10 protein-coding genes are annotated in these 13,027 nt (G+C 38.6%); 4 read left to right on the plus strand and 6 right to left on the minus strand.

Annotated elements, in window-relative coordinates:
- Positions 1-51: 51 nt before the first annotated feature.
- From leuA to A2003_RS00835, 3 genes are all read right to left on the minus strand, one after another.
- Positions 52-1,749, minus strand: coding sequence for a 2-isopropylmalate synthase (gene leuA / locus A2003_RS00825; protein ID WP_005403228.1), 1,698 nt, complete (start codon positions 1,747-1,749; stop codon positions 52-54).
- Between the two features lie 454 nt (positions 1,750-2,203).
- Complete coding sequence (locus A2003_RS00830) at positions 2,204-2,887, minus strand: Fe2+-dependent dioxygenase (RefSeq protein ID WP_004678505.1); 684 nt, start codon at positions 2,885-2,887, stop codon at positions 2,204-2,206.
- A gap of 98 nt (positions 2,888-2,985) precedes the next feature.
- Positions 2,986-5,244, minus strand: coding sequence for a TonB-dependent receptor (locus tag A2003_RS00835; protein ID WP_151816903.1), 2,259 nt, complete (start codon positions 5,242-5,244; stop codon positions 2,986-2,988).
- A gap of 384 nt (positions 5,245-5,628) precedes the next feature.
- Between A2003_RS00835 and tig the strand changes: the two genes are divergently transcribed.
- From tig to A2003_RS00855, 4 genes are all read left to right on the plus strand, one after another.
- On the plus strand, positions 5,629-6,960 hold the full coding sequence (gene tig, locus A2003_RS00840; protein WP_286686697.1) for a trigger factor: 1,332 nt from the start codon (positions 5,629-5,631) through the stop codon (positions 6,958-6,960).
- A gap of 197 nt (positions 6,961-7,157) precedes the next feature.
- Positions 7,158-7,763, plus strand: a complete 606-nt coding sequence (gene clpP, locus A2003_RS00845) for an ATP-dependent Clp endopeptidase proteolytic subunit ClpP (protein WP_004909225.1) — start codon at positions 7,158-7,160, stop codon at positions 7,761-7,763.
- 27 nt (positions 7,764-7,790) lie between these two features.
- Positions 7,791-9,101 carry an ATP-dependent Clp protease ATP-binding subunit ClpX gene (gene clpX / locus A2003_RS00850; protein ID WP_039048174.1) on the plus strand — a complete coding sequence of 437 codons (1,311 nt, stop codon included), beginning with the start codon at positions 7,791-7,793 and terminating at the stop codon, positions 9,099-9,101.
- A gap of 151 nt (positions 9,102-9,252) precedes the next feature.
- Positions 9,253-9,969, plus strand: coding sequence for a DUF2846 domain-containing protein (locus tag A2003_RS00855; RefSeq protein WP_286686698.1), 717 nt, complete (start codon positions 9,253-9,255; stop codon positions 9,967-9,969).
- Between the two features lie 23 nt (positions 9,970-9,992).
- Here the strand turns inward: A2003_RS00855 and A2003_RS00860 are convergent, their stop codons facing one another.
- From A2003_RS00860 to A2003_RS00870, 3 genes are all read right to left on the minus strand, one after another.
- The gene (locus A2003_RS00860) at positions 9,993-10,535 is read right to left on the minus strand and encodes a DUF2059 domain-containing protein (protein WP_151708033.1); all 543 of its coding nucleotides are present in this window, start codon (positions 10,533-10,535) and stop codon (positions 9,993-9,995) included.
- Positions 10,536-10,635: 100 nt separating this feature from the next.
- Positions 10,636-12,162 (minus strand): fumarate hydratase, encoded by a 1,527-nt coding sequence (locus A2003_RS00865; protein WP_004909213.1) that lies wholly within the window; start codon positions 12,160-12,162, stop codon positions 10,636-10,638.
- Positions 12,163-12,301: 139 nt separating this feature from the next.
- The coding region (locus tag A2003_RS00870) for a helix-turn-helix transcriptional regulator (RefSeq protein ID WP_286686699.1) at positions 12,302-13,027 on the minus strand (726 nt) is incomplete at its 5' end.

The raw sequence follows: 13,027 nt of genomic DNA on the forward strand, positions 1-13,027 counted from the left end.
CAATTCAGGTATCCTTTCAAAAGCCATTTTTTCTGTTATTACAACATAAGCTTAGACTGCGGCAGCAACCACTTGATCAGTTGTTAATACACCTTGTTCGATCAAACGGTTTGTACATGCAATAATCGCATCGATTGAAGAGGTTACGATGTTGTCGTGTACACCTGCACCAAATGCACTCTTACCTGTACCTTTGACTTGAAGTTCAATCAATGCAAGGGCTTTGGCATTTGCTCCTGAACTAATACTACGTTCTTCATAGTTCACAACGTCAATCGGCAACTGTAAAGCATTTAACATTGCTGAGATTGGGCCGTTACCTTCACCACGTAAGCGTTGGATTTCACCTTCAATTTCAATATCTAATTCAATGATTTGTGTGCCATTGATGTCTGATAATTGATAATGTTTAGTTTGGTAGTGATGGTTTTTGATATCGACATAAGTTTTCTCAAACAATGTCCAGATCTCGTGTGCACTGATTTCAGTACCATTCTCATCAGTATGTTGTTGAACAATTTGACTAAATTCAATCTGAACACGACGTGGCAATGCAACGTTATAGTTTGATTCTAATAAATATGCGATACCACCTTTACCTGATTGACTATTTACACGAATAACAGCGTCATAGTCACGACCTAAATCTTTAGGATCGATTGGTAAATAAGGCATATCCCAAATTTCTTCGTTTTTCTGGAACTCAAAGCCTTTTTTGATCGCATCTTGGTGAGAACCAGAGAAAGCTGTGAAGACTAAATCACCTGCATATGGATGACGAGGGTGAACAGGTAAGCCCGTGCATTCTTCAACAGTTGCAATGATTTCGTTGATGTTCGAGAAATCTAAATTTGGTGCAACACCTTGGGTATACATGTTCAAGGCAATTGCTGCAACATCGACATTACCCGTACGTTCGCCATTTCCAAACACACAACCCTCAACACGGTCAGCACCTGCCATAATGGCTAATTCAGATGCAGCAATACCACAACCACGGTCATTGTGACAGTGAACTGAGATAATTACGCCATCACGACGTTGCAAGTTACGGTGCATCCACTCAATTTGATCTGCATAAACATTTGGTGTTGAAACTTCAACTGTTGCAGGTAAGTTCAAAATCACTTTATTGGTTGGAGATGCTTCCCAAATTTCAGTAACCGCATCACAAACATCCTTGGCAACTTCTAATTCTGTTGCTGAGAAACATTCAGGGCTATATTGGAAAATCCATTCTGTTTCAGGATATTGTGCTGCATATTCTTTCACTTTATTCGCAGCATTAATCGCAAGTTGTTTAGCGCCATTTACGTCTACATTCAAAACTTTTTGACGGAAAGTCGGAGAGTTCGAGTTATAGATATGCACAATTGCACGTTTAGCACCAATCAATGACTCGAAAGTACGCTCAATCAAATGATCACGAGCTTGAACCAAGACTTCGATATAAACATCATCAGGAATCAAATTTTCTTCGATTAACATACGGGTAAAATCGAAATCAATTTGAGACGCAGATGGGAAACCAATTTCAATATGTTTAAAGCCGATTTTTACTAACATTTTGAACATCTTTAATTTTTGATCCATATTCATTGGTTCAAAAATCGCTTGGTTACCATCACGAAGGTCGGTACTCATCCAAATCGGTGCTTGGTTGATTTCGTTATTCGGCCATTGACGATCTGGTAAATCCACTCGTTGATACATACGGCGGTATTTTTTGCTTGGGTCAGCCAACATCATGAGTAACTCCTTGTCATAGCAGGGGTCGCGGATTTTTATAAATGCAACGTACTATAAATATATATGGTGTCTATACGAATAAATTAAAAGAGAATATTTGGATCGAATGCCTTCAAACTTAGGCAATAAAATTTATACGCGCGCGAGGCGCAGCATCAGGAGAGCAGCAAGATGGTTTATATTCGACGGATGGGTAAAGCCGTAATTTGTTTTCATCATCAGCCATTCAAAATTATGATTCGGTTTTGCAGCTATATTAATCATCTAATAAAAATCAGTCTAGGTGAAAATAAGCTGGCTGCAAAGGTCTATAACAGCATTCTAGCTCTTAATTGTGGAAAATGTTTTCCTGTTTTTTGCAAGAATTGATAGTTGAGTGGGATATTTTTTCTAAATAAGTCTATTTTTTAATAAAAATTATAGAATTTATTCAGCATGGCGAAAAATGAAGTGGTCAGAGTTCTGACCACATACGAATGAGATTGTGATAAATATTGGTGAGTTTCATTACTTCTGGATATGCATCACCATGATCTATGCGAAGTTGACGAATACTTTCATCCAAATTAAAGAGCATATGACGCTTTTGATCATCTCTAATCAAACTTTGTACCCAAAAAAATGAAGCAAATCGGGTACCACGCGTAATACTACTGACTTCATGCAAGCTTGTTGAAGGGTAGAGTACGACATCACCTGCTGGTAATTTCACTTCATGGTAGCCATAAGTATCCTCAATAACGAGATCACCACCATCATATTCTTCAGGTTCACTCAAAAATAAAGTACACGATAAATCTGTGCGAAGTTGTTGATGAGTCCCTCTCACTAAACGAATTGAATTATCGACATGAAAACCAAAACTTTCGTGTTCATCGTAGCGATTAAACAAAGGTGGAATCATTTGCTTGGGGAGTGCAGCTGCTTGGAAAGTTGGATTTTTCCAAATTGCATCCATCACAAGTGCACTAAGTTGGTGGGTTAAAGGGTCACTCTCTGAAAGTTGTTGATTACGTTTTACGGAAGCTGAGAGTGTGCCAGCTGTAATTTTTCCACCGACCCAATCTGCTGCTTCCATTAATTTACGGAATTCGGCGACTTGTTCTTTTGTCAAAACATTCGGAATGTGATGGATCACTGAGCATATCCCTTTCAATTGATTATTATAAAAAAATAGCCTCATAGAGAGGCTATTTTAGATGAGTTTAAGTAGATACCCTAATTTTTTTAAGGGATTTAGTACTTAAAGTTGATTGCAAGAACTGCGTTGCGGCCATCACCTTCGTTTGCATAGTGTGAAGCATGAGCACTTGTAAAATAACGCTTATCTGAAATGTTATTTACATTCAACTGTAAGTTTACATTCTTGTTTACATCATACTTTGCCATCGCATTGTAGATAGTAAACGTTGGTAAAATTTTCGTTGAAGTGGTGGCTGTGTTTGGATTGGTATTCGCAAAAACTTGATCGCGATATTGAACGCCTGCACCAAGTGTTAATTTTGGAAGTACTTGGTATGTACTCCACAAGTTAGCACTCTGTTTAGCAACGAATGGAAGAGGGCGACCTTCTTGAGCAACTAAGTTATAAGCTGCTTTGGTTAATTCGCTATCTAAGTAGCTATAGCCAAGTGCCATTTCCCATTTATCAGTAATGTGACCTGTCAAAGCAAGTTCAAAACCATCAACTTTACTTTCACCAGCATTAGTTACTGTATTCGCATCTATATTAATACGTGTATTTTGCTTCTCAGTACGGAAGATTGCAGCTGTCGCATTGGCACGGTTGTTCCAAAGACTCCATTTCGTTCCGATCTCAAATGTACGAGCTTTTTCTGGTTCTAAGTCTTTATTTGAAGCACTAAGTGAATCAAGATCAGGATCGATACCTACAGGGTTGGCAGCAGTTGCGAAACTTGCATAGATACTACCATGCTCTGTTGGGCGGAATACTACACCTGCTTGATAGGAGAAGTAGTCTGTATCATTTGAATACACAGTACCTGCTGGCGTTGTCACACCACGAGCTGTTACATCTTTGTTATATTTTAATTCTGTATCAAATTGATCCCAACGTACGCCAAGATTTAATAACCAATATTTATTGAATTCAATACTGTCTAATGCATATACAGATACTGTTTCATTGGTCATTGTAGTCTGTTTAGTATTTGGTGTGAGTGTGCCTAACCATGGATCATTCGCGTTTGGATTATTTAAATCCGTGCACCAGCCATTGTTATCATTACATTTATCATTGAAACCAGCAGTCGTTGTACCTGTATATCCAGGATAACTAATATTATAGTTACCGCGATTGGTTTCTTCTCGATTATATTCAGCACCAACATTGAAGCTATGTGCTAATGCTCCAGTTTTGAATTTCCCAGCTAAAGAAAGTTGGTCGGTAAATGCATCGGTGTCACGAATGGTCTGTGTTGCACGACGGTAGACTTTACCTTTGTAGATATTGCTTTTTGAATCATCTGGATTTGTATACATATAGCTTGCTTTAGAATGGCTATATGTTGCAGTGTTTGAAACTGTTAAGTCATCATTAAAATCATGTTCAAGCTTCAATGAGCCAATGTGGTTTTCACGTTTATCAAAATCACGATCCTTCCAGCCATAGTAAGAACCTTGTTTTACATTTGCTGGGCGACCATCAGCTTTGATCGAGCCTGGAGGTGGATTGTTAGGGTTGTTAAATGGAATGCCTGAATCTGGCTCATCATTACTTTTGATAAAGTAGTAACTTAAGGTCGCACGGTTTTCAGTTCCTAAACCGAAAGCTAGACTAGGCGCAATACCAACACGAGCATATTCTGCACCATTGTGCTGTCCTGGTTTCTCATTTCCATGACCCATCGCAATAACACGACCCGCGATTCCATTACCAAAGTCTTTGTTTGCGTCAAGTACGATATGCTTATAGTTATCTGTGCCGCCTGCAACACTTCCTTGATATTCATCACCTTCATGCGCAACTTTTGGAATCATGTTGATACTGCCACCAACACCACTTCCGCCAGTTAGAGCAGAGCTTGAGCCTTTAGTAACTTCGACTTGTTCAATCGCAAACATATCACGTGTTTGAGTTGTTGAGTTGCGCACACCATCCACATAGATCGCGCTTTGTCCGTTATAACCACGAATATAAGGAATATCTGTATACGGAATGCCGCCTTCACCAGCACCTAGTGTGATACCAGGCTCATTACGAAGTGCTTCTAATAAAGTATTTGAATTTGTTTCTTTCAATAACTTTTGAGATAAGACAGACACTGTCTTTGGTGTGTCTTTTAATGGCGCAACATATTTCTTGTTTGCAGATACATCAACTTTTAATTGTTCAGCAGTTGCTTCTGCATGAATCGTTGGGAGTTGAACCACATTTTCTTTATCTTGCGCGATTGCTGCAGTTGCAATCATAGAAAGAGATGATGCAATCGCAGATGAAACAAACTTCTTACGTGTTCTGATAAAAGAAGACATATCGTATCCATGTAAACCTTAAAACTCATGCAAATAATAATTATTCTTATTCTTATATGCAATTTTTCTCGATTGGATTTAACGATGCTTAGATCATATAAATTTGGAAAAAGAAATAGAATAGTGTAGCGAAATGTAAGATTGTGTTGTAATTGATTGGGTGAAAATTAAGCATATTGATCTAATAGAATTCTTCACGAAATTACCCAAGAACAATCGAGTTTATTCATAAACTATCAAAAATAATAAATCGTGGATGACTTGCTGATATGTTCAGATCAACTTTTACTGCTAGAATGCTTGTCGAATTTTGTATATCAGCAAAGTTGTCATATAATGTGGCACTTTAAAAATTGTTACTACTAACTATATATCGAGGAAGCCATGCAAGTAACGACTGAAGCGGTTTCGGGCGTTGCCCGTCGTTTAAATGTTTCTGTACCGACGAGCCGTGTTAACGAGCAATTTGAAGCTCGCTTAAAACGCACTGCCAAAACTGTGAAGATCAACGGCTTCCGTCCAGGTAAAGTGCCTTTAAATGTTGTTCGCCGTGAATATGGTGCGAGCATCTATCAAGAAGTTGTGAATGACCTTATTCGCGATACAGTATTCGAAGCAATTCAACAAGAAAAAATCAATGCTGTAGGCATGCCGAACATTGAAAAAGTTGAAAACAAAGATGACGCTTTAGTTTATGAAGCGACTGTAGAAGTGTATCCAGAAGTAGAAGTTAAATCTTTTGCTGACTTAGAGATTGATCGTAAATCATCTGAAATCAACGATGCAGACGTTGATGTAATGATTGAAAACTTACAAAAGCAACGTGCTTCTTGGACTGAAACCAAAGGCATGGCGAAAAAAGACATGCAAGTGACTTTCGATTTCGAAGGTACTGTTGATGGTGAGAAGTTTGAAGGCGGTGCAGCTGAAGACTTTAAACTTGTTCTTGGTTCAGGTCGTATGATTCCTGGCTTTGAAGACGGTATCGTTGGCATGAAGAAAGGCGAAGAGAAAGTTATTGATGTAACTTTCCCTGAAGACTACCAAGCTGAAAACTTAGCAGGTAAAGCAGCTCAATTTAAAATCACTGTGAAACTTGTTGAAAAACAAAAACTTCCAGAGATTGATGCTGAATTCTTAAAAATCTTTGGTTTAACTGAAGAAGACGGCTTAGACAAGTTAAAAGCTGACGTTCGTAAAAACATGGAACGTGAAGTTCGTAACGGTCTTCGCAACCAAGTTAAACAAGCTACGTTTGATGCGCTTGTAGCTGCGAACGAAATCGAAGTTCCAGCATCAATGGTTGCTCAAGAAATTGATCGTCAACGTCAACAAATGATCCAACAATTCACTCAACAGTTTGGTGCTCAAGGTGCAGGCGCATTTGACAGCAGCATGCTTCCAGATGAATTGTTCAAAGAACAAGCTGAAAAATCAGTGAAGCTTGGTGTATTGGTAAGCAAAGTATTAGCTGATGCTAAACTTGAAGTTGACCAAGCACGCGTTGATGCTTATATCAATGACATGGCTTCTTCTTATGAAGATCCAACAGAAGTTGTTGAATACTTCAAAAATGACAAACAACAACGTGCTCAAATCGAAGCAGTTGTGTTAGAAGACCAAGTTGTTGATCACATCTTGGCTGCTGCTAAAGTAAATGATGTGGCTGTAAGCTATGAAGACTTATTAAAAGAGCAACAAGCTCGCCGTGGCTAATCTTTTAAAAGTTGAAAAGAAAGGCGCGTAATGCGCCTTTTTTTATATGTGTTATGAATGTGTTAATTTGTCTATAAAATGCCAGATTTTAGTCTAAATATTCGAATATTTCAGATTGAACCTTTTGCAATTTCGGCGATTATCCCTCATATTGTTGGCATAGATCGAGTCACAATAATTTAGGAATAAGTAAACATATGTATGTTCCAACAATTGAAAATGCTTTAGTTCCTGTTGTCGTTGAACAATCATCTCGTGGTGAGCGTTCTTTTGATATTTACTCACGTTTGTTACGTGAGCGTGTTATTTTCTTGACAGGTGAAGTTGAAGATAACATGGCGAATTTAATCGTCGCGCAGATGTTATTTTTAGAAGCAGAAAACCCAGAAAAAGATATTCACCTTTATATTAACTCTCCAGGTGGTTCAGTAACGGCAGGCATGGCAATTTACGATACCATGCAGTTTATTAAGCCTGATGTTGTGACATACTGTATGGGGCAAGCTGCCTCTATGGGTGCATTCCTTTTGAATGCTGGTGCAAAAGGTAAACGTTATTGCTTGGAAAATGCACGTGTGATGATCCATCAGCCATTAGGTGGTTTCCGTGGACAAGCATCTGATATTGAAATCCATGCACGTGAGATTTTGTTTATTAAAGAGCGTTTAAATCGTTTAATGGCGCAACATAGCGGACAGGATTACGAGACAGTTGCTCGTGATACTGATCGTGATAACTTCATGACGGCTGAAGCTGCAAAACAGTATGGTTTGGTTGATCAAGTACTTAGTAAGCGTCCGTAATTTTTAAGATTCAAGATTGGAGTAAATATGTCCGAACATCCTCAAGGACAAAAACATTGTTCATTTTGCGGTAAAACGCAGTCTGAAGTCGGGAAACTGATTGCAGGTGAGGACGCATATATTTGTAATGAATGTGTAGATGTCTGCTTAGACTTAGTTCAAACAAGTCAACAGGTTGAAGCGGGTGATTGGGCAACCAAAGCACTGCCAAAGCCACATGAAATACGTGCAGCGCTTGATCAATATGTCATTGGGCAGGATCTTGCGAAGAAAACGTTATCTGTTGCGGTGTATAACCACTATAAGCGTTTGAAAGTTGGGCAAACACATCATGCACATCAAGACATCGAAATTGCTAAGAGTAATATTTTATTAATTGGACCTACAGGTTCTGGTAAGACTTTACTTGCTCAAACACTTGCACGTTTACTTGATGTTCCTTTTGCTATGGCAGATGCGACAACACTTACCGAAGCGGGTTACGTGGGTGAAGATGTTGAAAATATCGTGCAAAAATTGCTGCAAAAGGCAGATTATGATGTAGAGAAAGCTCAAAAAGGCATTATCTATATTGATGAAATCGACAAGATCACGCGTAAGTCTGAGAATCCATCGATTACTCGCGATGTTTCGGGTGAGGGTGTACAACAAGCATTATTAAAAATGATTGAAGGTACAGTTGCTTCGATTCCTCCACAAGGAGGGCGTAAGCATCCTCAACAAGAATTTATCCAAATCGATACTTCAAATATATTATTTATTTGCGGTGGCGCATTCTCAGGTTTGGAAAAAATTGTACAGCAACGTCAGGAAAAAGGCGGTATCGGTTTCACAGCTGATGTGAAAAATAAAGATGACAGTAAAAAAGTCTCTGAGTTATTCCGTCAAGTTGAAGCAACAGATTTGGTGAAATTTGGTTTAATTCCTGAATTTATCGGTCGTTTGCCAGTGATTGCAACGCTTGATGAGTTGGATGAAGAAGCATTGATGCAGATTTTGACTGAACCAAAAAATGCATTAACTCGCCAATATCAGTATTTATTCACGATGGAAGATGTTGACCTCGTATTTGATGAGTCTGCATTACGAGCAGTAGCGAAGAAAGCTCTTGAGCGTAATACTGGCGCACGTGGTCTACGTTCTATCTTGGAAAATGTACTACTTGAAACAATGTATGATTTACCAAGTCGCAAAGATGTCGGCACGGTTATTGTTGATGAGGCTGTGATTAATGGAACAGCTAAACCGACATATAAGCCAGAGCGTTTACCACAAACGACAGCGGCTGAATTGATTGAGAAGAAAGATTTGAAAGTTGTAGATTCAAAATCTGCTTAATTCACATTCATCTAAAAAAGCATGAAAGGCTTAGCTTTTCATGCTTTTTTTATTTGCAATTGAACGGTGAGGTGTTAATCTTAAAAATTGAATAATCCGCATAGTTTTGCGCTGTTAAAAATAAATCCAAGAAAACGCCTTGAGGGATGTCATGCGTTATTTAATATTATCATTATGTTGTGTAGGGATTTTGGCGGGCTGTCAAAGCCATAAAGCAGTTGAAGAAAATCCAGCCGTCTTAACAGCAACTTTACCTCCTGTCGATACAGATAAGAAACCAGGTTTATTTGATCAATATCATGTGGGTGGTTTTACTGTTGGTGGATGGGTAAACCAAAAATTAGGTCAATATTACGCTCCTATCAAGCCACAAAATGAGCAAGCCGCGGTAGTCTATTTATATCGCCCAGACACTCGCTGGAATCGCCAAGAAATTGCTGCTGCTAATCTATTTATCAATGGTCATCGCATTCCAAGTCTATTACATAATCATTATTATTGGTTGGAATTACCAGCTGGAACTTATCGCTTAAGTGTAAGTCGTCCTCTAGCAGGCCTACATTTTCAAAAACCGAAATATTTAGATTTTACAGTTGATGCAGCCCAAACTTATTTCATTAAATATGACGAAGAGAATAAGTTACCAAGAAGTGAACCAACAGGTCCATTTATGTCAATACCAGAGAAAGTGGCACGTCAAGAAATTGCATTTACTCGATTAAAATCATCTAGTTATAATTTTGTTGCGCAAGATGCTTCAGGTAAAGTTCGTTCTAAGCCTCAGGAGTTAAAACCTGCTAAGTATGATCAAAAGTCAGAGGTTCACTTGGTTAAACCATTTAAACTGTGGAATCCTTTAACTTGGTAATTGATTGTATTAATGAGCAATTTCTATTCCTGTTGAATTAGTGGTTGAATGATAGATAGAAATTGCTCTTTCAATTGAATGCTTTGTTCAGGATCGCTTAGCGTTTTTTGACTTAGGGTGTTCATATATTGAAATACATTTGTACTAATCTGTAAGTTTTTCTGATTGATTGACTTACCTTCAGGGGTTTTTAAAAACTTTAAATAAGCCTGAATTTCTTCTTCACTGAGTGTGTCTTTATAAATTTTTTCAATCGCTTGAATTGTTTCAGGTCGAGCAAATAATTTTGAACTGGTCTCTTTTAATAATTGGCTGAGTTCTAATACTGCTAAGAGTTCTTGATTGGTTGTTAATTTTTCTTTATTTAAAATACCTAAAATAATCCTTTCAGCTTCTAAGTCTAAAGCAGGTTGCATTTCTTCAAAGGAGTTGTTCAGTACTTTTTCTAAGTTACTGGCTTTAATTAATTCTTGAACAGATTTAGTTTGCGCAGGAGTAGCTGATACATCCTGTGAAGTACAAATAGCAAGGCATAGCAACAGATAATGGAATGGTTTTATGTTCATATTTGCCTCGTTATTCTTATTCATTTTTATAATTTAACAGAAGCTTTAAATAAAAAAATAGCCGAATGCAGTGATTCGGCTATTTTTTTTGATGAGCGGATTATTGTGCCGCAGCATCTACAACTGGAATTTTACCAATTTTTGCTTGCCAGATTTTTGGAGCAGTTGCGTGGATAGACGTACCATTCACATCAACGGCAACAGAAACAGGCATATCTTCAACCACAAATTTGTAGATTGCTTCCATACCTAGGTCAGCAAATGCAACAACTTCAGCTTCACGTACAGCTTTAGAAACGAGGTAAGCAGCGCCACCCACAGCCATTAAGTAAGTTGCTTTATTATCTTTGATTGCTTCAACAGCCGCGGGACCACGATCCGCTTTACCGATCATGCCGAACAAGCCAGTTGCTTCTAAGACTTGACGGGTAAATTTATCCATACGCGTTGCAGTTGTAGGACCAGCAGGACCAACGACTTCATCACGAACAGGATCAACAGGACCAACGTAGTAAATGAATTTACCTTTTAAGTCGACTGGAAGTTCTTCACCATTATTTAACATGTCGACCATGCGCTTATGTGCAGCATCACGACCTGTATAAATTGTACCGTTAAGAAGTAAAGTATCGCCTGGTTTCCAAGAATTCATTTCTTCTTGTGTAATGGTATCAAGATTCACACGTTTTGATTGAGATGAATCCCAAGTTACAGCAGGGTAGTCTTCAAGTTTAGGTGCTTGGATGTGTGCTACACCTGTACCATCTAACTGGAAATGTGCGTGACGAGTGGCAGCACAGTTCGGAATCATACCCACTGGTTTACCCGCAGCGTGACATGGGTAGTCTTTGATTTTAATATCAAGAACAGTCGTCAAACCACCAAGACCTTGAGCACCAATACCCAGTGCATTTACTTTTTCGAAGATCTCGATACGGAGTTCTTCCATCTTGCTTTGTGGACCACGACGAAGTAATTCGTCCATGTTGATTTCTTCCATGAGTGCTTCTTTTGCAAGCATCATGGCTTTTTCTGCAGTACCACCGATACCAATACCGAGCATACCTGGTGGGCACCAGCCTGCACCCATCGTTGGTACAGTTTTAAGTACCCAATCTACGATTGAATCAGATGGATTTAGCATCGCAAGTTTAGATTTATTTTCTGAACCGCCACCTTTAGCTGCAACGGTAATATCAACTTTATTACCTGGTACGAGTTTGTAGTGGATGACAGCAGGTGTATTGTCTTTAGTATTTTTACGACCAAAAGCTGGATCAGCAAGCACTGAAGCACGAAGTACGTTTGAGTTTTCTAAGTAACCTTGGCGTACACCTTCGTTCACTGCATCGTCTAAGCTCATGGTTAAATCAAATTTAACATCTAAGCCGACTTCAAGGAAAACGTTGACGATCCCTGTATCTTGACAGATTGGTCGATGACCTTCAGCACACATACGTGAGTTGATGAGGATTTGAGCAATTGCATCTTTTGCAGCTTTGTTTTCTTCACGATCATAAGCACGGCTCATCGCTTGGATGAAGTCTTGTGGGTGATAGTAAGAAATAAACTGGAGGGCATCCTTGATTGATGTAATCAAGTCATCTTGTTTGATGATCGTTGTCATATCAAAATTCTCTTGAGCGGGCGATAAGCTGGCGGGCTAAATTATATGACAAAAAGCTTGGATTGTGGGAGTTTTAAACGACTTTTGGCTAAAGGTCTATATACAAAAGTAAATTTTAAAATATGTGAAACTTCAATAATTAGTTTTGATTTTTTCGCAGCAGTGAAGGTGCGTATCCAAAATGTTTTTTAAAACGATGGCTAAAATGGCTGCTCGAGCTAAAGCCATATCTCATTGAAATTTCAGTTAAATTTAATTTGGTTGCGTGTAGAGCTTGATGGGCTAACTCAAGTCGACGTTGCATGACGTATTGGTGTGGTGGCATTTTCATAGATTGTTTGAACATATGCGCAAAATGATATTCACTTAATTGCGCTTGTTCAGCTAAATCCGTGAGCGTCAAACTTAAATGCAAATGTTGATCAATCCATTGTAAAACTTGTTTGAGCACATATGGTGAAAGCCCACCTTTTACGACAGGTGCTTGCCACTGTGCATGACTATAATTCTTGATGAGATGATTAAGCAATAGCGTAGTTGCTGTACTCATCTGTAAATGATTTTCGCGGTTTTCCCATTCAGCATTCAGTAAAAAATGCCGATAGATCATTGAGATTTGGGGATCAGCGACGAAGATTTGTGGATTTAAAATAATTTGACTAGGTTCTTTATCCCAAACTTGTTCTGCTACACGTTTTAGATGTTGTTCTGTGTAGTAAAGATGAACAAAAGTTAGCGGATCACGCAAGTCCCATGTCGACTCATAATCTTGGGGCATGAGGCACATACGGTCAGGCCCACCACCATTGTGCCAACCTTGAGGAGTCTTTTGATAACTTTGATAACCACCGTGAATATACATACT

The sequence above is a fragment of the Acinetobacter sp. GWC1_38_13 genome (assembly GCF_001767535.1).
Taxonomy (GTDB): Bacteria; Pseudomonadota; Gammaproteobacteria; order Pseudomonadales; family Moraxellaceae; genus Acinetobacter; species Acinetobacter junii.

Excerpts from the sequence above, each read along its gene's own strand:
- leuA (WP_005403228.1), bottom strand. The coding sequence starts at position 1,749 with ATGATGTTGGCTGACCCAAGCAAAAAATACCGCCGTATGTATCAACGA.
- A2003_RS00835 (WP_151816903.1), bottom strand. The coding sequence starts at position 5,244 with ATGTCTTCTTTTATCAGAACACGTAAGAAGTTTGTTTCATCTGCGATT.
- tig (WP_286686697.1), top strand. The coding sequence starts at position 5,629 with ATGCAAGTAACGACTGAAGCGGTTTCGGGCGTTGCCCGTCGTTTAAAT.
- clpP (WP_004909225.1), top strand. The coding sequence starts at position 7,158 with ATGTATGTTCCAACAATTGAAAATGCTTTAGTTCCTGTTGTCGTTGAA.
- clpX (WP_039048174.1), top strand. The coding sequence starts at position 7,791 with ATGTCCGAACATCCTCAAGGACAAAAACATTGTTCATTTTGCGGTAAA.
- A2003_RS00855 (WP_286686698.1), top strand. The coding sequence starts at position 9,253 with ATGCGTTATTTAATATTATCATTATGTTGTGTAGGGATTTTGGCGGGC.
- A2003_RS00860 (WP_151708033.1), bottom strand. The coding sequence starts at position 10,535 with ATGAACATAAAACCATTCCATTATCTGTTGCTATGCCTTGCTATTTGT.
- A2003_RS00865 (WP_004909213.1), bottom strand. The coding sequence starts at position 12,162 with ATGACAACGATCATCAAACAAGATGACTTGATTACATCAATCAAGGAT.